The sequence below is a fragment of the Streptomyces sp. NBC_00096 genome, from assembly GCF_045041305.1.
Taxonomy (GTDB): domain Bacteria; phylum Actinomycetota; class Actinomycetes; order Streptomycetales; family Streptomycetaceae; genus Streptomyces.
This window is the reverse complement of sequence record NZ_CP108221.1, coordinates 4,796,861-4,818,264: the sequence shown is the minus strand read 5'-3', so window position 1 is coordinate 4,818,264 and position 21,404 is coordinate 4,796,861. Positions and strand designations below refer to the sequence as shown.

The window sequence follows — 21,404 nt, the reverse complement described above, 5'->3', positions numbered from 1 at the left end:
GGCGGACGGGGCTGCGGAGGCGTCGGGGGCGCCGCCCGGGCAGCAGCGGGCAGCTCGGGCGGCGCCGGTCTGTGGGTGGTGCGGTGACCGGAGGGGTTCACCGCACCAGCAGTGCTGTGGCGGTGAACCATTCCGGTCGCAGCACTAGATGTGCGCCGCTCCCGCCCCCGCTTCGGCGTTCTCGCCGCGCTTGGTGAACCCGGCCACGATCGCGGCGAGTACCGCGACCACGCCGGCGACGGTGAAGGCGGTGCTCATCCCTGACACGAACGTGTCGTTGGCGACGCCCTTGATGAGCGCCGCGACCTGCTCGGGAGCGCCCTGCGGGATCGGGGCGATGCCGACCGTGACGCCCTTCTCCGCGAGGTCGAGCTGCTCGGGGGTGAGCGGAGGCAGGCCGGCCCCGGTCCAGTTGTCCCCGAGGACGCTGCTGACCTTGCTGGCCATGACCGCGCCGAGCACCGCGGTGCCCAGGCTGCCGCCGACCTGCATGGCGGCCTGCTGGAGCCCGCCGGCCACGCCGGAGAGCTCCAGCGGGGCGTTGCCGACGATGACCTCGGTGGCGCCGACCATGACGGGCGCGAGCCCGAGGCCCATCAGGGCGAACCAGAGCGACATGGTGAGGGTGGAGGTGCCCGGGGTCAGCTGGGACATCCCGAAGCAGGCGGCCGCGGTGGCGACCATGCCGGCGACGAGCGGGAGGCGCGGGCCGACCTTGGTGATGGCGATGCCGGCCAGCGGTGAACCGATGATCATCATGCCGGTCAGCGGCAGCAGGTGCAGGCCGCTGTCGACGGGGCTCATGCCGTGGATGTTCTGCAGGTAGAAGGTGACGAAGAACAGCCCGCCCATGAAGGCGAAGGCCATCAGGACCATCAGGACCGTGCCCGCGGACAGCGGCAGCGAGCGGAACATGCCGAGCGGGATCAGCGGCTCGGCGACGCGGGTCTCCCAGAGGCCGAAGGCCGCGAAGGCCAGCAGGGACCCACCGAGGAAGGCGAGGGTCCTGATGTCGCCCCAGCCCCATTCGGAGGCCTTGATCAGCGCCCAGATCAGCGAGAACATGCCGGCCGACAGCAGCACGATGCCGAGGACGTCGAAGGAGCGCGGGGCGTTCTCGGCCCGGTGGTCGACCAGGATGAACAGGCCGAAGGCGAGCGCGACGATGCCGACGGGCACGTTGATGAAGAAGACCGACTGCCAGCTCACGTTCTCCACGAGCAGGCCGCCGACGATCGGCCCGGCGGCGGTCGAGGCGCCGATGACCATGCCCCAGATGCCGATGGCCATGTTGAGCTTCTCGGCGGGGAAGGTCGCGCGCAGCAGCCCGAGCGCCGCGGGCATCAGGAGCGCCCCGAAGACGCCCTGCGCGACGCGGAAGCCGATGACGAGCTCGACGCCGCTGGAGAGGCCGATGATCGCCGAGGAGGCGGCGAAGCCGGCGATGCCGATGAGGAAGGTCTGGCGGTGGCCGAAGCGGTCGCCGAGCTTGCCCGCGGTGATGAGGGAGACCGCGAGGGCGAGGAGGTAGCCGTTGGTGATCCACTGGACGTCCGCGAGCGAGGCGCCGAGGTCCTTCTGGATGGCGGGGTTGGCGACGGCGACGATCGTGCCGTCGAGGGTGACCATCATGACGCCGATGGCAACGGCGAAGAGGGTCAGCCACGGGTGGCCGCGCAGGCCCGTACGGACCGGCCCCGGGCCCGGTTCCTTGGAGAGTTCCGCGCCCTGGCCGTCGACGGTGATCTGACTAGTCATGCGGACAGGCTAGTGACAGCGACTGACACTTCACAGACGGCTTAGTCAGACAGTCACTGTCACGTCCGTCACAGGTAGCCTGACCGCCCACTCCGCGTCAGAAAGGACCCCGCCCTCCGTGATGACCGACCAGCGGCCCGTACCCGCACCGGCGGCCGGACTGCGCGAGCGCAAGAAACGGCGTACCCGCGACGCGCTGCTGCGCGCCGCCCTCCTCCTCTTCATCGCCCAGGGGTACGAGGAGACCACCGTCGACGAGATCACCGACGCCGTGGACGTCTCCCAGCGCACCTTCTTCCGGTACTTCGCCAACAAGGAGGAGGTCGCCTTCGCCGTCCAGGACCTGGTCGAATCGCACTTCGTCGCGGCGCTGCGCGTCCGCCCGCCCGCCGAGGGGCCCTTCGAGGCGATGCGCGCGGCCGTGCTCGCCGCCTGGGACACCGTCGAGGAGGCCATCGCGGAGCTGGTCCCGGTCGACCTGTACATGCGCAGCTACCGGCTCATCGAGTCCACTCCGGCGCTGCTCGCGGTGCACCTGCGCCGCTCCACCGAGCTGGAGGAGCGGATCGCCCTGCTGGTCGCCGAGCGCGAGGGGCTGGACGTGGACGCCGATCCGCGTCCCCGGGTGGCCGTCGCCGCGTTCTCGGGCGTGATGCGCGTCACCGGCCGGCTCTGGGGGCAGGGCGAGGACACCAGCGTCGCCGCGATCCGGCGGATGACCGAGGTCTACCTCGACCAGATCGGCCCGGCGCTGGCCGCCGACTGGCGGCGCCCCCTCTGACCGGCGTGTTCCCGGTCACCCGAGCGGAGCCGGTGCGTCCGCGTACGGCCCGCCCGCGCGGGAATCCGTACGGGAACTCCCGCCGGTGGCGCACGGACCGGTGTCGCACGGTCGGCGGTGACTCCGGTCACCCGGCGCGCCACCACCCGCGGCGGTCTCCTAGGCTGAGCGCAGTGAACCTGCCCGGCCCCGCCCACACCGCCACCCCCGACGCCGTCCGGCGTCCCGCCGCCCTGCGCACCCTGCTCGCGCTGGCGGTGGTCTTCCTCATGCTCGCGACCACCGGCTGGACCTCCGTGTACCGGCCCGACAGCGTCGCCTCCCCGCGCCAGGCCGCGCTCGCCTCCTGGGCCCGGGCGCACTTCGAAGGCCGGGCACTGCCCGCCGCCGATGCCCCCGCGCCGACGGTGGCACGTTTCTTCGCGAGCCTGGACGGTGCCCAGCGCGCCCGGCTCACCGAGGGCCACCCCCTGGTGGTCGGCAATCTCGACGGCGTGCCGTCCAGCGTCCGCTACCGGGCCAACCAGATCTCCCTCCAGCAGGCCGCCCGGGCCGAGGAGGTCCGCGGACACGACATCACGCTGGCCCCCGCCGACCGCGCGACGGCGGCCAGGCGCGCCCACCGCTTCGAGTCCCTCGCCGAACCCGGCCGGCAGATCCTCACCTTCGACCCCACCGGCAGCGGCCTGGTGGCCGAGGTCTTCGGCGACCTCGACGCGGCCCGCCGGATCTCGGTCGTCGTGCCCGGCGTCGACACCGACGCGGTCACCTTCGAGCGCACCGAGCGCCGCCTGACCGCCCCCGTCGGCATGGCGCAGTCCCTGTACGAGGCCGAGCGCGCGGCCGCACCCGGCAGCCGGACGGCGGTCATCGCCTGGGCCGGCTACACCGCACCGACCGGGGTCGGCGTGGACGCGGCGACCGGGCGGATGGCCGTGGACGGCGCGGCCAGGCTGCGCGCGCTGACCTCCGCGCTGCCCGGACGGGCGAGCGTGGCGCTGTTCTGCCACAGCTACGGTTCGGTGGTGTGCGGGGTCGCCGCGCACGAGCTGCCCGGCCGGGTCACGGACATCGCGGTGGCGGGCAGTCCCGGTATGCGCGCCGAGAACGTCGCCGCCCTCGGCACCTCGGCACGCGTGTGGTCGATGCGGGACTCCGGCGACTGGATCGCCGACGTACCGCACCTGGAGCTCGGGGGCTGGGGCCACGGCGCGGATCCGGTCTCGGCGGGCTTCGGCGCGCGGGTCCTGTCGGCGGCCGGGGCCAGGAGCCACACCGGCTACTTCGAGCCAGGGACCGAATCCCTGGACAACTTCGCCAAAATCGGAACCGGTGCGTTCGGTTCCACTGTGTGCGCCACCGGCGACGACACGTGCAGGCGCGGAATTTCCCGGACGGACGGTTCCTGACCGCTCGCGGGACCCGAAAACGGACCTCTCAGCGGGGGGACGCGCAGGGGTGCCTCCCTTTACGATGTGCCGCATGGGTGACGTACTGGCCGGAAATCATGCCGTCTGGGAGTTCGACCGCACCACGAACTCGATGATCATCCGCTTCGCACGGGGGATGCGAACGCCCAGGCTCTGGCACGCCCTGGGGGAACGACTGATTCCGCTCGAGGCGTTGTCCGGAGTGGGCCTGACCGTGGGACGGCGGGACACCGTGGTGCTGCACGCCTCCGTGCGGGCGGGCGCCGATCCGCTGATGGACGCGGCGGCGGGGCAGCTGAAGGAAGCCTGCGATCCGTACCGGCTGGTGCTGCCGGGCGGCGCCGCCGGCCGGGCCGCCGACTTCGCCGGGGCCCTGCGCGAGCGGCTGGGCCCGCCCGGACCCGCCGAGCGCTTCCTGGTGCGCGTCCCGCAGCCGCCGGCCACCCTCAAGGCGTACGACGCCCGGCTGGCCTTCGACGGCAGCGCCGTGACCTTCCACTGGTCGCGCACCGGGGCCACGAGCGCCAAATGGAAGGCGGGCGACCAGCGGTATCCGCTGGCCGCCCTGACCGCGGTCGCCTGGCACTCCCCGGAGCGGCCGGGGGGCCACCTGCGGCTGTCGGTCCGCGACACCCCGGGGGACCCGAGCCCGGACCACGACCTCGCCTCGGCCGTCTTCGGCATCGGCTACGGGGCCGTGCACGAGTCGCTGCCGTTCGCGGCGGCGGTCCTGGCCGGGCTGCGCGGTGCCCGTACCCCGGTGGCCGCCGTGCCCGCGCCGCGGCTGGCCGACCGGCTCCAGCACCTGAGCGAGCTGCACGGTGTCGGCCTGCTCACCGACGCCGAGTACGCGGCCCTGCGCGACCGGCTCGCGGCCGAGGGCTGACCCTGCGGGGGCGTCCCCCCACCCGCCCTCCCGCCCTCCCGCCGTTCCCCCGGCCGGCCCGGGGCCTGCGCCCCAAAGGCCGGCGGGGCTGGACCTGGCCGGCCCCGGTTACTCGCGCGCCGCCGAAGTCGAGCCCATGTCCGGGTAGCGGTCGCCCGCGACACCGGCGGCGATCGGTTCCAGCAGGGCCAGCTCCGGGTCCGTCAGGGTGATCCGGGTCGCCGCCGTGTTCTCCGCGAGGCGGCCCGGCTTGCGGGTGCCCGGGATCGGGACGACCGTCAGGCCGTGCACCGCCGCCCGCTGCTGCACCCACGCCAGCGCGATCTGCCCCGGCGTTGCCCCGCGGGCCGCCGCGATCTCCCGTACCGGCGCCAGCAGCGCCGTGTTCGCCTTCGCGTTGTCACCGCTGAACCGGGGCTGGTACTGCCGGTAGTCACCGGGCGTCAGCTCCACCGAGGCGTCCGCGAACGCCCCCGTCAGGAAGCCGCGCCCGAGCGGGGAGTACGGCACGAAGGCCACGCCCAGCTCCGCCGCCGCGCCCACCGCGCTGCGCTCCACGTCCCGGCTGAACAGCGACCACTCCGACTGGAGCGCCGAGATCGGGTGCACCGCGTGCGCCTCGCGCAGCTCGGCGCCGGTCACTTCGCTGAGCCCGAGGTGGCGCACCTTGCCCTCCCGCACCAACTCCGCCATCGTGCCCACCGATTCGGCGAACGGCACGGCCGGGTCGCGCCGGTGCATGTAGTACAGGTCGATCACGTCGGTGCCAAGACGACGCAGGCTCTCCTCCACCGCCGTGCGGATGTACGCCCGGTCGTTGCGGATCCCCCGGTAATGCGGGTCGTCCGTACGCTCTATGGCGAACTTCGTGGCGAGGGTGATCTCTTCGCGGTGCGCGGCCACGAACGGCGCGAGGAACTCCTCGTTCGCGCCCCGCCCGTAGACGTCCGCGGTGTCGAAGAGGGTGACCCCGGCGGCCAGTGCCGCGTCGAGGGTCTGCCGGGCGACCGTCTCGTCCGTGTCCCCGTAGAACTCGCTCATGCCCATGCAGCCGAGGCCCTGGACGCCCACCAGCGGGCCGCCCTTGCCCAGTTCGACCTTCTCGATCTTCATGTCCGGTCCACCTTCATCGCATACGTATCGATCTTGTAGTCCAGTACGGCGAGCGCGTCCGTCAGCTCCGCGATCCGCGCCCGCACCTCGCGCCGCGTCCGTTCCAGCAGTTCGCGCCGCTGGTCGAAGGTGTGCGCGCCCTCGCGGACGAGTTCGGCGTACCGGACCATGTCCGCCACCGACATCCCGGTGGTGCGCAGCTTGCCCACGAAGGCCAGCCAGTCGAGGTCCTTGTCGTTGAAGCGCCGCTGACCCGAATGGGAGCGGTCCACGTGCGGCATGAGGCCGATCCGCTCGTACCAGCGCAGGGTGTGCTGGGTCAGACCGGTCCGTGCCTCGACCTCGCTGATCGTGTACCGCGTCTGCGGCTGCGTCAGGCTCATGCCTCCACGCTAAAACCTTTGAGTGCACTCCAAGCAAGTACGCTCGGCCGCATGGAGAGCTTGCAGAGTCTGCGCATCATCGAGAACTGGCCGGTCCCGACCGCCGCCGCGGGCGTCGTCCGCGCCGACGGGACGGTGCTCGCCGCCCACGGGCCGGTCGACCATCGCTTCCCGCTGGCCTCCGTCACCAAGCCGCTCGCCGCCTACGCCGCGCTCGTGGCCTACGAGGAGGGCGCGATCGAGCTGGACGAGCCGGCCGGGCCCGAGGGCTCCACCGTCCGCCACCTGCTCGCGCACACCAGCGGTCTGGCCTTCGACGAGCACCGCGTGACGGCCCCGCCCGGACAGCGCCGGCTGTACTCGAACGCCGGTTTCGAGGTGCTCGGCGACCACATCGCCAAGGCCACCGGGATCCCCTTCGCCGAGTACCTGCACGGGGCCGTCTTCGAGCCGCTGGGCATGACCTCGAGCAGCCTGGAGGGCTCCCCCGCCAAGGACGGCGTCTCCACCGTCACCGACCTGCTGCGCTTCGCCGCCGAGCTCCAGCAGCCCCGGCTGCTGGACGTCCGCACCGTCGCCGGGGCCACCACCGTGGTCCACCCCGGGCTCAAGGGGGTGCTGCCGGGCTACGGCCACCAGTCCCCCAACGACTGGGGGCTCGGCCTGGAGATCCGCGACGGGAAGTCCCCGCACTGGACGGGCGCCGGCTCCTCGCCGCGCACCTTCGGCCACTTCGGGCAGTCCGGGACCTTCCTGTGGGTGGACCCGGACGCCCGTGCCGCCTGCGTGGCGCTGACCGACCGTGCCTTCGGCCCGTGGGCCGTGGAGGCCTGGCCGCCGTTCACCGACGCGGTGCTCGCGGAGCTCAGGACCCGCTGAGGCCCCGGGGGAGCTCCCAGATCAGCAGCTCGGCCGGGGATCCGGCGACCAGCTCCAGCGCCGCCTCACCGGTGATCCGCGCGGAGTCCCCCGGACCGAGCTCGTCCCCGCCCGCCCCGTCCAGCCGCACGTCCCCCCGTACGACGTGCAGGTACACCCGCTCCGCGGCCGGTACGGCCACCCGCTCGCCCGCGCCCGGGCGGCGTACGTGCAGCACGGCCCCGGCCGCGGGCACGGCATAGGGCGTGCTGTCGGCGATGCCCCTGACCAGCGTGTACGAGGGCTCCCCGGCCGTGTCTAGGGGCTCGAGCCACATCTGGACGAAGCGCAGCGGCCCGGGGCCGTCGTTGCGTTCCACGTGCCGGGTCCCGGACGCGGCGCCGAGGTGCTGCACGTCGCCGGGCCGCACCAGGGTGGCCGCGCCCGTGCCGTCGCGGTGGGTGAGCTCGCCCTCGGCGACCCAGGTCACGATCTCGGTGTGGCTGTGGGGGTGCTCGTCAAAGCCGGCGCCGGGGGCGAGGGTCTCCTCGTTGCACGCCAGGACCGGACCGAAGCGCAGGTTGTCCGGGTCGTAGTGCGACCCGAAGGAGAAGGCGTGACCTGTGGTGATCCCGGAATCCGGGTCCCCTCCCCCGTACCGGTCGGCGCCTCGGCGTACGTCAATCATGAGGGCCACGGTAGCCCCGGGGTGATCCGCGGTGTGGGACCGGACTCCGCGCAGCCTCCCCGATAAGGCAGTCTTGTCACGTGCCCCAACCCGAACGTGAGCATTCACCCGCGACCCGTCCCGCGCATCCGGCTCCCGCCCATCCGCACTCCGCGACGCTGCGCCGACTGGAGAAGTCATCCGGCCGGCTCGCCGCGAACGCCATCGCGCGCATGGACGAGACCCTGCCGTGGTACCGGGCGATGCCACCGGAGAACCGGTCGTGGATCGGCCTGGTCGCCCAGGCCGGCATCGCCGCCTTCACCGAGTGGTTCCGGCACCCCGAGACCCCGCAGGCGATCTCCACCGATGTCTTCGGGACCGCTCCGCGCGAGCTGACCCGGGCGATCACCCTGCGCCAGACCGTCGAGATGGTGCGCACCACGATCGAGGTCATGGAGACCGCGATCGACGAGGTCGCGGCGCCCGGAGACGAGTCGATCCTGCGCGAGGCACTGCTGGTGTACGCCCGGGAGATCGCCTTCGCGACCGCCCAGGTGTACGCGCAGGCCGCCGAGGCGCGCGGTGCGTGGGACGCCCGGCTGGAGTCCCTGGTGGTCAACGCGGTGCTGTCCGGCGAGGCCGACGAGGGCGCGCTGTCGCGGGCCGCGGCGCTGGGCTGGAACTCCCCCGAGCACGTGTGCGTGGTGCTGGGCACCGCGCCGGAGGGCGACAGCGAGCTGACGGTAGAGGCGATCCGCCGGGCGGCCCGCCACCACAAGCTGCAGGTGCTCACCGGGGTGCTCGGCGACCGGCTCGTGGTCATCGCGGGCGGCAGCGACAATCCGCTCCAGGTGGCGAAGTCCCTGATCGGGCCGTTCGCGGCGGGTGCGGTGGTGGCCGGGCCGGTGGTCCCGGACCTACTGAACGCCACGAAGTCGGCGCAGGCCGCGGCGGCCGGGCTCAAGGCCTGCACCGCCTGGCAGGACGCTCCGCGGCCGGTGCTCGCGGACGATCTCCTGCCCGAACGCGCGATCGCCTCCGACCCTTCGGCCCGCGAGCAGCTGGTGGAGGAGATCTACAGACCGCTGGAAGAGGCCGGCTCGGCTCTGCTGGAGACGCTGAGCGTCTACCTGGAGCAGGCGAGCAGCCTGGAAGGCGCAGCTCGGATGCTGTTCGTGCACCCCAACACCGTGCGCTACCGGCTGCGACGTGTGACAGACGTCACCGGCTGGTCGCCCTCGGATGTCCGTTCCGCGTTCACGCTGCGGATCGCCCTGATCCTCGGGCGTCTGGCCGACGGCGATCCTCAGTCCTAGACTTTTGTCGGACATCAACAATTACCCCGAAGGTTCTTCGTCCCTGTCCCCACGGGCGGCGCGGACCGAACACAAGAGAGAGTGTGAGGGTGCTCGTACTCGTCGCTCCCGGCCAAGGCGCACAGACGCCCGGCTTCCTGACTCCCTGGCTCGACCTGCCCGGTGCCGCTGACCGCGTCGCCGGCTGGTCGGACGCCATCGGGCTCGACCTTGCCCACTACGGCACGAAGGCCGACGCGGACGAAATCCGCGACACGGCCGTTGCACAGCCCCTGCTGGTGGCCGCCGGTCTGCTCTCCGCGGCCGCGCTGACAGCTTCCCTCGAGGCCGGCCGTGCGGCGTTCGGTGCCGTGGCGGGCCACAGCGTCGGCGAGATCACCGCCGCCGCGTACGCCGGCGTGCTGTCCGACGAGGACGCGCTGGCCTTCGTACGGACCCGCGGGCTCGGCATGGCCGAGGCCGCCGCGGTCACCGCGACGGGCATGGCCGCGGTCCTCGGCGGGGACCGGGACGTCGTCGTCGCACACCTGGAGAAGCTGGGTCTGACCCCGGCGAACATCAACGGCGCGGGCCAGATCGTCGCGGCCGGCACGGTGGAGCAGATCGCCGCCCTGGAGGCCGAAAAGCCCGAGGGTTCCATGAAGGTCGTCGCCCTCAAGGTCGCGGGCGCCTTCCACACGCACCACATGGCTCCGGCCGTGGCCCGGCTGGAGGAGGCCGCCCTGGCCCTCGGCCCGGCCGACCCGGCGCTGACCTACGTATCGAACAAGGACGGTCAGGTCGTGACCACGGGCGCCGATGTCGTCGCCCGGCTGGTCGGCCAGGTGGCCAACCCGGTCCGCTGGGACCTGTGCATGGAGACGTTCGCCGAACTGGGTGTCACGGGGATCATCGAGCTGTCCCCCGGTGGCACCCTGACGGGTCTGGCCAAGCGCGCGCTGAAGGGCGTACCGAGCGTGGCCCTGAAGACCCCGGACGATCTCGAAAAGGCCGCGGCGCTCGTCGCCGAGCACGCGGTCTGAGAGAAGGAGCCCACTCAGCATGTCGAAGATCAAGCCTGCCAAGGGCTCCCCGTACGCCCGCATCCTCGGTGTCGGCGGCTACCGCCCGACCCGTGTGGTGCCCAACGAGGTCATCCTCGAGACCATCGACTCGTCGGACGAGTGGATCCGCTCCCGCTCCGGCATCGCGACGCGGCACTGGGCCTCGCCCGAGGAGACCGTCGCCGCGATGTCGGTGGAGGCCTCCGGCAAGGCGCTGGCCGATGCCGGGGTCGCCCCGGAGAAGATCGGCGCCGTGATCGTCTCGACGGTGTCTCACTTCAAGCAGACCCCGGCCGTCGCGACCGAGATCGCGCACCGCATCGGCGCGGGCAAGCCCGCCGCCTTCGACATCTCCGCCGGCTGCGCCGGGTTCGGCTACGGCCTGACCCTGGCCAAGGGCCTGGTGGTGGAAGGTTCCGCCGAGTACGTGCTGGTCATCGGCGTGGAGCGGCTCTCGGACCTCACCGACCTGGAGGACCGCGCGACGGCCTTCCTGTTCGGTGACGGCGCGGGCGCCGTGGTCGTCGGCCCCTCGGACGAGCCGGCGATCGGCCCCACCGTGTGGGGTTCCGAGGGCGACAAGTCGGAGACCATCAAGCAGACCGTGCCGTGGGACGAGTACCTCGGCAAGGGCGGCGGCGAGAAGTTTCCGGCCATCACGCAGGAGGGTCAGGCGGTCTTCCGCTGGGCCGTCTTCGAGATGGCCAAGGTGGCCCAGCAGGCGCTCGACGCAGCCGGGATCACCGCTGACGACCTGGACGTCTTCATTCCGCACCAGGCAAACATGCGGATCATCGACTCGATGGTGAAGACTCTGAAGCTGCCGGAGCACGTCACGGTCGCCCGTGACATCGAAACCACCGGCAACACCTCGGCCGCCTCGATCCCGCTCGCAATGGAGCGGCTCCTGGCGACCGGAGCGGCGAAGAGCGGCGACACCGCGCTCGTCATCGGCTTCGGGGCGGGACTCGTCTACGCCGCGACGGTCGTTACCCTCCCCTAGGGCCCGGGATCACTCCCGGACCCTGTTCCACCCCCAGTTAGCTATAGAAGGAGCGCCAACATGGCCGCCACCCAGGAAGAGATCCTCGAAGGTCTCGCGGAGATCGTCAACGAGATCGCCGGCATCCCGCAGGAGGACGTCCAGCTCGACAAGTCCTTCACCGACGACCTGGATGTCGACTCGCTGTCCATGGTCGAGGTCGTCGTCGCCGCCGAAGAGCGCTTCGAGGTGAAGATCCCGGACGAGGACGTCAAGGGTCTCAAGACGGTCGGCGACGCCGCGGACTACATCGCGAAGCACCAGGCCTGAGCCTGACGAGCGTTTGTCGCCACCTGGCGGTGGCGCCGTGACAATTCAGCACCCCCTGAGACGTGGAGAAAGAATTCCTGTGAGCCCGACCAATCGCACCGTGGTCGTCACCGGTATCGGCGCAACCACTCCGCTGGGTGGCGACAGCGCTTCGACCTGGGAAGGTCTGCTTGCCGGCCGTTCAGGCGTGAAGCCCCTCGAGGGTGAGCGTTTCGCCGAACTCCCGGTTCGTATCGCCGCAACCGCCGCCGTGGACCCCAGTGAGGTCCTTCCGCGGCCGCTGGCCCGCAAGCTGGACCGCTCGGCCCAGTTCGCCATCATCGCGGCCCGCGAGGCGTGGGCCGACGCCGGCTACACCGCCCCGGCGGGCGAGGACGCGAACATCGCGCCCGAGCGCCTGGGCACCGTCATCGCCTCCGGCATCGGCGGCGTGACCACCCTGCTCGACCAGTACGACGTACTGAAGGAAAAGGGTGTGCGACGGGTCTCCCCGCACACCGTTCCCATGCTGATGCCCAACGGCCCGTCGGCCAACGTCGGCCTGGAGGTCAACGCCCGCGCGGGCGTGCACACTCCGGTCAGCGCCTGCGCGTCGGGCGCCGAGGCCATCGGCTACGCCGTCGAGATGATCCGCACCGGCCGCGCCGACGTGGTCGTCGCGGGCGGCACGGAGGCGGCGATCCACCCGCTGCCGATCGCCGCGTTCGCCAACATGATGGCGATGTCCAAGAACAACGAGAACCCGACCACGGCCTCCCGCCCGTACGACAAGGCCCGTGACGGCTTCGTCCTCGGCGAGGGCGCGGGCGTCGTGATCCTGGAGTCCGCCGAGCACGCCGCGGCGCGCGGCGCCCGGGTCTACTGCGAGGTGCTGGGCCAGGGTCTGTCCGCGGACAGCCACCACATCGCGCAGCCCGAGCCGACCGGCCGCGGTGTCGCGGCCGCCGTGCAGAACCTGCTCGACAACACGGGCCTCGACCCGGCCGAGCTGGTGCACCTGAACGCGCACGCCACGTCCACCCCGCAGGGTGACACGGCCGAGCTGAAGGCCCTGCGCAAGGTCCTGGGCGACGACCTCGACCACATCGCGATCTCGGCCACGAAGTCGATGACCGGTCACCTCCTGGGTGGCGCGGGCGGCATCGAGACCGTGGCGACGGTGCTGGCGCTGTACCACCGCCTCGCCCCGCCGACGATCAACCTCGACGACATCGACGACGACATCGACGCGGACATCGTGCGCGGCGAGCCCCGCAAGCTGCCGGCCGACGGCCCGATCTCCGCGATCAACAACTCCTTCGGCTTCGGCGGCCACAACGTCACCCTGGCGTTCCGGTCCGTCTGATCGACGGCTGCGGCGTTCGTCGTCCGAACGCCGCCACGTGTGAGCGCAAAGGCCCACCCGGATCACCCGGGTGGGCCTTTCGCGTACGTCAGACCACCTGGTGGAGCCAGCGGACCGGGGCGCCCTCGCCCGCGTAGCGGAAGGGTTCGAGCTCGTCGTCCCAGGGTTTGCCGAGCAGTTTGGCGATCTCCGCCTCCAGGTCCGTCTCGCCGTGCGCGGACCGGGCGAGGGCGGCGCGCAGCCGGTCCTCGGGGATCAGGATGTCACCGTGCATGCCGGTGACGGCGTGGAAGATGCCCAGTTGCGGGGTGGAGCTGTAGCGCTCGCCCTCGGCGGTCGGGCAGGGTTCCGCGGTCACCTCGAAGCGCAGCAGGTGCCAGCCCCGCAGGGCGGAGGCGAGTTTCGAGGCGGTGCCGGCCTCGGCCTGCCAGGAGAATTCGGCTCTCCAGGTGCCGGGGGAGGCGGGCTGCCGGATCCAGTCGAGGTTCACCCGCACCCCGAGCACCCCCGCAACAGCCCATTCCACGTGCGGGCAGAGCGCGCGCGGTGCGGAGTGCACGTACAGGACTCCACGTGTCGTCACCGGGACCTCCAGTGTGGGACGAGGTCGGGAATAAACTCCAGAAAACGGACAGTATGTGACGTGATGTAATGTAACGGAAATTATTTGACATTGCGTTGCGGGACTTGCGGCCGAAACGCCACGGGAAAAAGCTACCGTGCGCCGGGGGTCATGGTGTGACGTACGGTCGCTCCAAGGCCCGTAAAACCAGAGCATTCACTCAGCAGGACGCCCCCGGACGACGCGGGGCGACGAGGAGGGACCCCACGCATGCGCACCACCGCCCCACGCCGCCGGGCGCGTCGGACGTCCGCGGGAGCGGGCGCGGCGGTGACCGCGCTGATCGTGGCGGCGGCCGGGGTCCTGACGGGGTGTTCGGCGGACGGGGCGAAGTCCGGGGGTGAGCGCGGGGCGCTGGCGGCTCCGCGCTGGAACACCGCGCCCGCCTCGGTCGCCGCCGTGGGCGACTCCATCACGCGCGGTTTCGACGCCTGTTCGGTGCTGGCCGACTGCCCGGAGGCCTCCTGGGCCACCGGCGACGACCCCGAGGTGCACTCGCTGGCGGCCCGGCTCCTCGGAGAGGCCGAGGCCCCCGCTCGCAGCTGGAACTACGCGGTGACCGGCTCCCGGATGGCGGACCTGCCGGGGCAGCTGGCCTCGGCCGCCGCGCACAAGCCGGGCCTGGTCACGGTCATGGTGGGCTCGAACGACGCCTGCCGGCCGACCGCTTCGTCGATGACCTCGGTGGCCGCCTTCCGCTCCGGCTTCGAGAAGGCGCTGGCCGGTCTGCGGGCCGCCTCGCCCGCCTCTCAGGTGTACGTCTCCAGCGTCCCGGACCTCCAGCGGCTGTGGGAGCAGGGCAAGGACGACCCGATGGTGCGTCAGGTCTGGAAGCTCGGGATCTGCCAGTCGATGCTCGCCGAGCCGACCTCCGCGGCTGCCGGGGCGACGGCCCGGCGCGAGCGGGTGCGGGCGCGCGTGGTCGAGTACAACGAGGTGCTGCGCGAGGTCTGCGCGAAGGACGAGCTGTGCCGCTACGACGGCGGCGCGGTCTTCCAGTACCCGTTTTCGGAGGAGCAGTTGAGCCGCTGGGACTGGTTCCACCCGGGCCGGGACGGGCAGGCGCGGCTCGCGGAACTGGCGCACCGACAGGTGACGTCCGCCGAGCCCCCGCGTTGACGCCGCGGGCCGCGCGGGCCCCGCGGACGGAGGTACAGGACCGGGGGCGGGTGTCAGGGCCCGCCCCCGGTCCAGCTCTTGAATCACCTCAGCACGGGTGATTTCCGGCCATTTACAGTTCGAGGGTCGCCGTCAGCCGCGCGTCGCCGTGCGAGCGGCTCGCGCGGACCTCGTAGCCGCCGCCGATCCGCTGCCAGGACCGGGAGGCCTGGTCCCAGATCTCGAAGGCGCGCTCCGGCAGGGCGATCTCGACCTCGACGCTCTCGCCGGGACCGGCCGTCACGCTCGCGAAGCCGGCCAGCCAGCTCGCCGGGCGTTCGACGGTGTCCGCCGTGGGGGCCAGGTAGACCTGGACGGTCTCGCGGCCCGGCCGGGTGCCGGTGTTGGTGACGCGGACCCGTGCGGACCCGGGGGTGACCTCCAGGGACTCGTACGCCCAGTCCGTGTAGCCGAGGCCGTGCCCGAAGGGGAAGGCGGGGGCGATCCCGTGCTTCTCGTACGCCCGGTAGCCGATGAAGAGCCCCTCGCCGTACTCCAGGCGCCCCTCGGTCGGGACCACCTCGGTGACCGGCGCGTCGGCGAACTCCGCGGGCCAGGTGGTGGGCAGCCGCCCGCCCGGCTCCGCGTCCCCGAGCAGTACGTCGGCCAGCGCGGCCCCGCCCTCCTGCCCGGGGAACCAGGTCAGGAGTACGGCGGCCACGTCCTCGCGCCACGGGAGTTCCACCGGGGAACCCGCGTTGACGACGACCACGGTGTTCGGGTTGACGGCGGCGACGGCCCGGACCAGGTCGTCCTGCCGGCCCGGCAGGGTGAGGTCCTTGCGGTCGAAGCCCTCGGACTCCACCCGCTCGGTGGTGGCCACGACCACCACGGCGGTGTCGGCGGCGCGGGCCGCTTCCACGGCCTCCGCGATGAGCTCGTCGGCGGAGCGCTGCGGGCCGAGGTGGAGGAAGGAGAACATGATCGCCTTGAGCGGCAGGGCGGTCATGTCGGGGACCTGGTAGGTCAGCGAGACCTCGACGGCCTCGCCCTCGGTGAGGGCGATCCGGGTGCGCTCGCTGGGGGCGCCGAAGAAGGCCTCGAACGGGTCGGCCGCGTTGCCCATCTGCTGGACGCCGTCCCAGCGGACCTCCCCGGCTACGGCGAGGGTGAAGGCGCCGAGTCCGCGGGTGCCGAAGGCGTGCTCGCCGCTCTCGCGGGGGACGAACGTGCCGACGACCTCGATGCTCGCCATCGTCTCGTACGCGGCGCCCTCGGGCAGGTCGTCCCCGATCCACTGGACCTGACCGGTCGGCAGCGTGCCCGTGCCGAGGACGGCCCCGGAGGCGTCCCGGCAGATCGCGCGGAGCTCGAAGCCCTTGTCGGCGGGGGACAGTTCGTCACTGGGGTCGGCGCCGACCGCGTAGGTCAGGGAGCCTGCGGGCAGAGCGGCGCTCAGACCGTCCAGCGGGGAGACGATCCGCTCGGGGAAGACGGTGGCGGAGCCACCGCCCAGGACGCGGGCGTCGCGGGCGGCGGCGCCGATGAGGGCCACGGTGCGGCCGGCGGTGGTGTCGAGCGGCAGCGCGCGCCGCTCCCCGGACCCGGCCGTGCCGGACCCGGGCGTGCCGGACGCGGCCGCGCCCGGGGCGGCCTCGTTGCGGACGAGGACGAAGCCGCGGGCGGCGAGCTCGCGGGCCAGGGCCTGACCGTCGATGGGCGCGGGGACCTCGCCGACCACGGCGGGGGCGCCCTCCAGGATGCCGACGCGGGCGGCGAGGCGCAGGACGTTGCGGACGGCCTCGTCGACGGCGGACTCGGGGACCTCGCCGGAGCGGACGGCGTCGGCGAGCGGCGTCCCGTAGACGGTGACGGGGCCGGGCATGGCCACGTCGAGGCCGCCGAGGATGTCGCCGGTGGTGGAGCGGGCGGCCATCCAGTCGGAGACGTTGTAGCCGTCGAAGCCCCATTCGGCGCGCAGGACCTCGTTGACCAGGTGGGTGTTCTCGGTCATCGTCACGCCGTTGACCTGGTTGTAGGCGGTCATGATGCCCCACGGGTGGGCATTGGCGACGATGGCCTCGAAGGGCGCCAGGTACAGCTCGCGCAGCGGGCGCGGGGCGATGACGCTGTCGACGGTGAACCGCTCGGTCTCGGCGTCGTTGCCCACGAAGTGCTTGACGGTGGTGCCCACGCCGCCGTCCTGGACGCCGTTCACGTAGCCGCTGCCGACGGCGCCGGTGAGGTACGGGTCCTCGGAGTAGCACTCGAAGTGCCGGCCGCCGAGCGGGGAGCGGTGCAGGTTGACGGTGGGCGCGAGGAGGACGTGGACGCCCTTGCGGCGGGCCTCCTGGGCGAGGAGGCGGCCGGCCCGGCGGGCGAGCGCGGGGTCCCAGGCGGCGGCGAGCGCGGTCGGGGAGGGCAGGGCGATGGACGGGTCGTCGGCGGTCCAGCGCACGCCGCGGACCCCGATGGGGCCGTCGGACATGACCAGGGACTTCAGCCCGATCTCGGGGACGGCGGGCAGGGACCACATGTCCTGGCCGGCCAGCAGCCGGGCCTTGGTGTCGAGATCCAGCTTGCCCAGCGCCGCCTCTACGACGTCGTTGCGGACCTGATCGGCATTGGTCACGGCCATGCCTCCTCGTTGAGTGCGGGTGCCTTGCGGCGCGGTGCGGCGCCTTGCGGTGCAGAGCGGTGCGGTGCGGCGACCCCATGGTGGACCCGTTCACCTGTAGAGCGGTAGGGTTCGTAACCTGTTTGTAATCCAACGATGCCGTAGTACGGTCCTGCTGGCAGCTGTGGAACGGAAGGGGCACCGGGGCGATGGCCAGGTCGAGGAGCGAGGAGCGGCGCGGGGACATCGTGCGCGCGGCCCTCGAGGTCATCGCGGAACGCGGCTACCGCGGCGCCTCGCTGGGCGCGGTGGCCGAACGGGTGGGCCTGACCCAGCAGGGACTGCTGCACTACTTCCCGACCAAGGAAGCGCTGCTCGTCGCCGTCCTGGAGGAGCGCGACCGCTGGGACACCGGCGGCGGCGCGCGCTCCTCGGCCGGGACCTGGCGCCTGGACCTGCTGGCCTCCCTGGTGGACTACAACGCCATGCGCCCCGGCATCGTGCAGACCTTCTCGGCGCTCCTCGGCGAGAGCGTCACCGACGGCCACCCCGCGCGGGAGTTCTTCACCGAGCGGTACGCGCAGGTGCGCGGGGAGATGACGGCGGTCCTGCGCGCCGAGTTCGGCGAGCGCCTCCCCTCGGGCCTCACCCCCGAGCAGGTGGCCCCGCTGCTGGCGGCGGTGATGGACGGGCTGCAGTACCAGTGGCTGCTCGCCCCGGAGTCGGTGGACATGCCCGGCGCCTTCCGCTCCTTCCTGACCCTGCTCCAGGGGCCCCCGCCGGCCTGACATCCTGGGATCCGTGAAGATCGCCGCCGCGCAGCTGAGCTGCGCCCCCGCCGACGTGTCCGCGAACGCCGCCCGGGCGGCCGCCCTCGCCGTCCGGGCCCGGGCGGAGGGCGCCGATCTGGTGCTCTTCCCCGAGCTCACGCTGACCGGCTACGAGCTGTCCGCGCTCGCCGCCGACCCCGGACTGTGGCTGACCGGCCCCGGGGACCCGCGGCTGGACCCCGTCCGCTCGGCCGGGATCGCCACCGCCGTCAACGTCGCGCTGCGGGTGGACGGCCCCCGGCCCGTCATCGCGACCCTGGTCCACGACGCGGACGGCGCGCACGTGACGACGTACGCCAAGCAGCACCTGTTCCGGCACGAGCAGGACCTCTTCGCGGCGGGCGGGGTCCCCGGCCGCTTCGAACTCGGCGGGATCCGCTTCTCCCTGGGGATCTGCTACGACAACCACTTCGCGGACGTGCCCGGCGCGGGCGCGGCGGCCGGCTGCCGGGTCCACCTGGCGAGCTCGCTCTACGGGACGGGCGACGGGATCGCCGAGCGGGCGGCCGTTCACCCCGGGATCGCCCGGGACCACGGGATGTACGTGGCCCTCGCCAACCACGTGGGACCCGCCGGGCCGTGGACGGGTTGCGGGGGTGCGGCCGTATGGGCGCCGGACGGGACACCGCTGGCCGAGGCCGACGGCCGCACGGCATCGCTCGCCGTGGCGGAGATCCCGGCGGGGATCCAGGCGGAGGTCCCGGCGGAGATCCCGGCGGAGATCCCGGCGGAGGTCCCGGCGGAGGTCCCGGCGGAGATCCCGGCGGAGGTCCCGGCGGAGGTCCCGGCTGCGGCCCCCGCCGGTGAACCGCGGGCGACGGCCGGGGCCTTGCCGGCGCGGCTCCGGAACTCGCCGTGAAACAAGGCCCGGCGCGCCCCTGAAAGGCCCCGCGGCGGGCCTGCGCGGGGGGCCTGGCCGCCTGCCGCCCGCGCCCGTGCGGGGCGGCGCCGACCGGCCCCCCACAGGCCTCCCCAGGGCCCGCCGGCCACCCCCAACGCCCAGCCTGACCTGGGCTTTTCCTGTCTCCGCCGATAAAATCGGGGACACGGGAAAGGGGTTCTGATGGACCGGAACATACGCAGTGTCGACGACGTACTCGCCCTCATGGACGGCCTCTTCGCACCGGAGGCCGACCGCTGGACGACCGGCGGCTCCTCCTGGTGGGACGGCTTCTACGCGGACCGCGACCGGCCGGTGCCGTTCTTCGCGGCGAAGCCCGACGAGAACCTGGTCTCCTGCCTGGACCGCGGCCTCGTCCCCGGGGGCGGCCGCGCCCTGGACCTGGGCTGCGGCCCCGGACGCAACGCCCTGCACCTCGCCTCGCGGGGCTTCGAGGTGGACGCCGTCGACCTCTCCCCGACCGCCCTGGCCTGGGCCGCGGAGCGGGCGGCCGCGGCGGGGCCCGCGGGGGCGCGGGTCCGCTTCCACCACGGGGACGCCTTCGGCGCGGCCGGCGCCGGGCTCGTGGGCCCGTACGACCTGATCTACGACTCGGGCTGCTTCCACCACCTGCCGCCGCACCGCCGGGTCAGCTACCTGGCCCTGCTGGAGCGGCTCCTGGGGCCCGGCGGCAGCTTCGCCCTCACCTGCTTCGCCTCGGGCGCGATGGGCTCCGAACTGCCCGACGCGGAGTTCTACGGCCGGGCCCGCCTCGAAGGCGGCCTCGCCTACACCCCGGAGGCGCTGCGGTGGGTCTTCGCCGGCCTCACCGAGGTCGAGCTGCGCCGGATGAACGACGAGCCCGCCGCCTCCGGCTCCTTCGGCGAGGCGTTCCTCTGGACGGCGCTGTTCCGCCGCCCGGAGTGACGCCCGTCGGGCCGTCGGACGGGGCCGCCGCCGAGCGGCACCCTACTGAGGCGCCGACTCCAGGCCCTGCTGAGGCGCTGACTCCAGACCTTGGCCCTGGCCCTGGCCCTGGCCCTGGCCCCGCTCCTGGCCCCGCTCCCGGTCGGCGTCCCGCTCGCCGTCCCCCTCCACCAGGTCGCGGGCCATCAGCGTGGCCCCGGCCACCGCGCCCGGCATCAGGAACACGGCGACGAGCGGTACGAGGAAGGCCAGCACCAGCGGCACGCCGAAGCCGAGCGCCAGCGCCCGGCGCGAGCGCAGCAGCGCCAGCTGCCCGGGGAGCTCCACCCGGCGGCGCATCAGGGCGACGGAGACCAGCTCCTGGGTCAGGAAGAAGCCGGAGACGCAGAACCCGAGGACCGGGACCACGGTCTGCCCGAGCACCGGGACGAAGCCGAGGCCGAAGAGCAGGATCCCGAAGAGCAGCACCCGGCCGAGGATCTTCAGGCTGTCCCGGGCGGAGATCCACAGCTCCTGCCAGAGCGTGAGCCCGGACTCCGGGACCTCACCGCCCTCGGTGCGGTCGACCTGCTCCGAGAGGGACTCGTAGAACGGCTGGCCCACGAGCAGGGTCACGGCGGTGAAGGTGATCACCGCGAGGAAGAGGCCCAGGCAGAAGACCAGGGCGGTCAGGAACCCGCGGAAGAGCCCGAGCCAGGGGGAGGACCAGCCGTCGGCGAAGGGGGTGGCCCAGGCGGTCAGGTCGTCGGCGCCGTAGCCGAGCCCGATGAGCGCGCCGGCGTACAGCACCAGCGAGACGAGTCCCGGCAGCAGGCCGAAGCCCAGCCACCGTCCGTGCCGCAGCACCCACCGCTGTCCGGCCAGCAGATAGCCGAATCCCCCCGCAAGATCACGCATGGGGCCAGTTTAGGCGGGCGCCGCACAGTCCGCGGACGGCGGGGACGGCCGAAACGGCCAGGACAGCGGGGACAGCGGGCACGGCCGGAACGACGAAGGCCGCACCCCGGTGCCTGGGTGCGGCCTTCGACGGAAGAACCGGAGCGGAGTCCGGGATCAGCAGGTCAGGAGATCAGACCGCGAGCTCGACCGTGATGTTGCCGCGGGTCGCCTTGGAGTACGGGCAGACCTGGTGGGCCTTCTCGATGAGGTCCTTGGCGGTGGCCGCGTCCACGTTCGGGATGGAGGCCGAGATCTTGACGATGATGCCGAAGCCGTCGTCGTTCTTGCCGATGCCGACCTCGGCGGTGACCGTGGAGCCGGTGATGTCGGCGTTCTCGTTGCGGGCGACGACGCCGAGCGCACCCTGGAAGCAGGCGCTGTAGCCGGCGGCGAACAGCTGCTCGGGGTTGGTGCCCTCGCCGCTGCCGCCGAGCTCCTTCGGCGGGTTCACGACGACGTCGAGCTTGCCGTCGTTGGTGGCGACGCGACCGTCACGGCCGTTCTCGGCGGTGGCAACAGCGGTGTACGCGACGTCGGACTGCTGGATGGACATGTAAGGAAATCCTCCTGGTGAATCGCCGCGACTCGCGCCCACG

At 72.7% G+C, this 21,404-nt stretch carries 21 protein-coding genes; 13 read left to right on the top strand and 8 right to left on the bottom strand.

From position 1 onward, the window contains the following. Positions 1-144 precede the first annotated feature (144 nt). Entirely contained in the window at positions 145-1,758 is a 1,614-nt protein-coding gene (locus OG904_RS21210) for an MFS transporter (RefSeq protein WP_405493254.1), read from the bottom strand. A gap of 121 nt (positions 1,759-1,879) precedes the next feature. Between OG904_RS21210 and OG904_RS21205 the strand changes: the two genes are divergently transcribed. From OG904_RS21205 to OG904_RS21195, 3 genes are all read left to right on the top strand, one after another. Then, positions 1,880-2,539: a TetR family transcriptional regulator gene (locus tag OG904_RS21205; RefSeq protein ID WP_405493252.1), complete on the top strand. Its 660-nt coding sequence runs from the start codon at positions 1,880-1,882 to the stop codon at positions 2,537-2,539. Positions 2,540-2,808: 269 nt separating this feature from the next. Beyond that, positions 2,809-3,948, top strand: coding sequence for an alpha/beta hydrolase (locus tag OG904_RS21200; RefSeq protein WP_405498155.1), 1,140 nt, complete (start codon positions 2,809-2,811; stop codon positions 3,946-3,948). Between the two features lie 64 nt (positions 3,949-4,012). Next, positions 4,013-4,855, top strand: coding sequence for a DUF4429 domain-containing protein (locus OG904_RS21195; protein WP_405493250.1), 843 nt, complete (start codon positions 4,013-4,015; stop codon positions 4,853-4,855). Between the two features lie 108 nt (positions 4,856-4,963). Here OG904_RS21195 and OG904_RS21190 read toward each other — a convergent pair whose 3' ends face one another. Together OG904_RS21190 and OG904_RS21185 are read right to left on the bottom strand one after the other, a co-directional pair. After that, positions 4,964-5,968 carry an aldo/keto reductase gene (locus OG904_RS21190; RefSeq protein ID WP_405493248.1) on the bottom strand — a complete coding sequence of 335 codons (1,005 nt, stop codon included), beginning with the start codon at positions 5,966-5,968 and terminating at the stop codon, positions 4,964-4,966. Then, on the bottom strand, positions 5,965-6,351 hold the full coding sequence (locus OG904_RS21185) for a MerR family transcriptional regulator (RefSeq protein WP_405493246.1): 387 nt from the start codon (positions 6,349-6,351) through the stop codon (positions 5,965-5,967). The genes OG904_RS21190 and OG904_RS21185 overlap by 4 nt, the downstream gene beginning before the upstream one ends. A 51-nt stretch (positions 6,352-6,402) precedes the next feature. Between OG904_RS21185 and OG904_RS21180 the strand changes: the two genes are divergently transcribed. Next, positions 6,403-7,230, top strand: a complete 828-nt coding sequence (locus OG904_RS21180) for a serine hydrolase domain-containing protein (RefSeq protein ID WP_405493244.1) — start codon at positions 6,403-6,405, stop codon at positions 7,228-7,230. Here the strand turns inward: OG904_RS21180 and OG904_RS21175 are convergent. Then, a complete protein-coding gene (locus tag OG904_RS21175) occupies positions 7,217-7,897 on the bottom strand; it encodes a pirin family protein (RefSeq protein ID WP_405493242.1) in 681 nt (226 codons plus the stop codon). The two genes, OG904_RS21180 and OG904_RS21175, sit on opposite strands and share 14 nt — an antisense overlap. Before the next feature lie 80 nt (positions 7,898-7,977). Here OG904_RS21175 and OG904_RS21170 point away from each other — a divergent pair, with 80 nt between their 5' ends. From OG904_RS21170 to fabF, 5 genes are all read left to right on the top strand, one after another. Continuing rightward, a complete protein-coding gene (locus tag OG904_RS21170) occupies positions 7,978-9,195 on the top strand; it encodes a PucR family transcriptional regulator (protein WP_405493240.1) in 1,218 nt (405 codons plus the stop codon). 89 nt (positions 9,196-9,284) lie between these two features. Further along, positions 9,285-10,217: an ACP S-malonyltransferase gene (locus tag OG904_RS21165; protein WP_405493238.1), complete on the top strand. Its 933-nt coding sequence runs from the start codon at positions 9,285-9,287 to the stop codon at positions 10,215-10,217. Between the two features lie 19 nt (positions 10,218-10,236). Next, positions 10,237-11,241 carry a ketoacyl-ACP synthase III gene (locus OG904_RS21160; protein ID WP_405493236.1) on the top strand — a complete coding sequence of 335 codons (1,005 nt, stop codon included), beginning with the start codon at positions 10,237-10,239 and terminating at the stop codon, positions 11,239-11,241. A gap of 60 nt (positions 11,242-11,301) precedes the next feature. After that, positions 11,302-11,550 (top strand): acyl carrier protein, encoded by a 249-nt coding sequence (locus tag OG904_RS21155; RefSeq protein ID WP_405493234.1) that lies wholly within the window; start codon positions 11,302-11,304, stop codon positions 11,548-11,550. A 79-nt stretch (positions 11,551-11,629) separates the two neighbouring features. Then, positions 11,630-12,895 (top strand): beta-ketoacyl-ACP synthase II, encoded by a 1,266-nt coding sequence (gene fabF / locus OG904_RS21150; protein WP_405493232.1) that lies wholly within the window; start codon positions 11,630-11,632, stop codon positions 12,893-12,895. Positions 12,896-12,983: 88 nt separating this feature from the next. Here fabF and OG904_RS21145 read toward each other — a convergent pair whose 3' ends face one another. Further along, positions 12,984-13,478 carry a DUF3145 domain-containing protein gene (locus OG904_RS21145; protein WP_267754836.1) on the bottom strand — a complete coding sequence of 165 codons (495 nt, stop codon included), beginning with the start codon at positions 13,476-13,478 and terminating at the stop codon, positions 12,984-12,986. Positions 13,479-13,727: 249 nt separating this feature from the next. Here OG904_RS21145 and OG904_RS21140 point away from each other — a divergent pair, with 249 nt between their 5' ends. Continuing rightward, the gene (locus OG904_RS21140) at positions 13,728-14,636 is read left to right on the top strand and encodes a GDSL-type esterase/lipase family protein (protein WP_405493230.1); all 909 of its coding nucleotides are present in this window, start codon (positions 13,728-13,730) and stop codon (positions 14,634-14,636) included. 112 nt (positions 14,637-14,748) lie between these two features. Here OG904_RS21140 and OG904_RS21135 read toward each other — a convergent pair whose 3' ends face one another. After that, on the bottom strand, positions 14,749-17,253 hold the full coding sequence (locus tag OG904_RS21135) for a beta-glucosidase (protein ID WP_405493228.1): 2,505 nt from the start codon (positions 17,251-17,253) through the stop codon (positions 14,749-14,751). A gap of 188 nt (positions 17,254-17,441) precedes the next feature. Here OG904_RS21135 and OG904_RS21130 point away from each other — a divergent pair, with 188 nt between their 5' ends. From OG904_RS21130 to OG904_RS21120, 3 genes are all read left to right on the top strand, one after another. Beyond that, positions 17,442-18,020 (top strand): TetR/AcrR family transcriptional regulator, encoded by a 579-nt coding sequence (locus OG904_RS21130; protein WP_405493226.1) that lies wholly within the window; start codon positions 17,442-17,444, stop codon positions 18,018-18,020. A 13-nt stretch (positions 18,021-18,033) separates the two neighbouring features. Next, entirely contained in the window at positions 18,034-18,921 is an 888-nt protein-coding gene (locus tag OG904_RS21125; protein WP_405493224.1) for a carbon-nitrogen hydrolase family protein, read from the top strand. A 204-nt stretch (positions 18,922-19,125) separates the two neighbouring features. After that, positions 19,126-19,869 carry a class I SAM-dependent methyltransferase gene (locus OG904_RS21120; protein WP_405493222.1) on the top strand — a complete coding sequence of 248 codons (744 nt, stop codon included), beginning with the start codon at positions 19,126-19,128 and terminating at the stop codon, positions 19,867-19,869. 42 nt (positions 19,870-19,911) lie between these two features. Here the strand turns inward: OG904_RS21120 and OG904_RS21115 are convergent, their stop codons facing one another. Continuing rightward, on the bottom strand, positions 19,912-20,766 hold the full coding sequence (locus tag OG904_RS21115) for an EI24 domain-containing protein (protein ID WP_405493220.1): 855 nt from the start codon (positions 20,764-20,766) through the stop codon (positions 19,912-19,914). Between the two features lie 172 nt (positions 20,767-20,938). After that, a complete protein-coding gene (locus tag OG904_RS21110) occupies positions 20,939-21,361 on the bottom strand; it encodes an organic hydroperoxide resistance protein (protein ID WP_405493218.1) in 423 nt (140 codons plus the stop codon). Positions 21,362-21,404: the final 43 nt, after the last annotated feature.